The 434-nt window shown below is 31.8% G+C and carries 1 protein-coding gene; it reads right to left on the reverse strand.

All coding sequences use genetic code 11. From position 1 onward, the window contains the following. A partial coding sequence (locus AOA62_RS17915) for a glycosyltransferase (protein ID WP_143521853.1) occupies positions 1-391 on the reverse strand: 391 nt, incomplete at its 3' end. Positions 392-434 lie beyond the last annotated feature (43 nt).

Raw genomic sequence — 434 nt, forward strand, 5'->3', positions numbered from 1 at the left:
CTTCAAAAGTAACGACACCCTCTATATTCAACTCTTTAACTTGAAGACTTAATTCTTCTCTTAACTCTCCTTCTCCAACAATGTTTAGTTTTATCTTCGACTTAGACATATCCGGTAATAAAGATATACCCTCTAATAAGATATCAATTCCTTTTTGGTAAGACAGTCTACCGACTAATAAAAGAGTTAACTCTCCTCGTTCATTTTTAACTTTGTTAACTTTGATCTTTTCCACACCATTAGGAATTACGTTAATAAGCGCACCATTATTTTTGACTTTTTTTAAATCTCTATCTACAATTCCCTGCCAAGTAGCTGCATATCCATGTACTCGTTTTTTCATTAAACTATGCTCAATGTTCAACTTAGGTATTCTTTCATTTTCTTCCATATGATAGGTTCTTACGTGTGGTAAATTTTTATTTACAGTACAT

This window comes from Pseudomonas sp. 2995-3 (genome assembly GCF_002742565.1).
Taxonomy (GTDB): domain Bacteria; phylum Pseudomonadota; class Gammaproteobacteria; order Pseudomonadales; family Pseudomonadaceae; genus Aquipseudomonas; species Aquipseudomonas edaphica.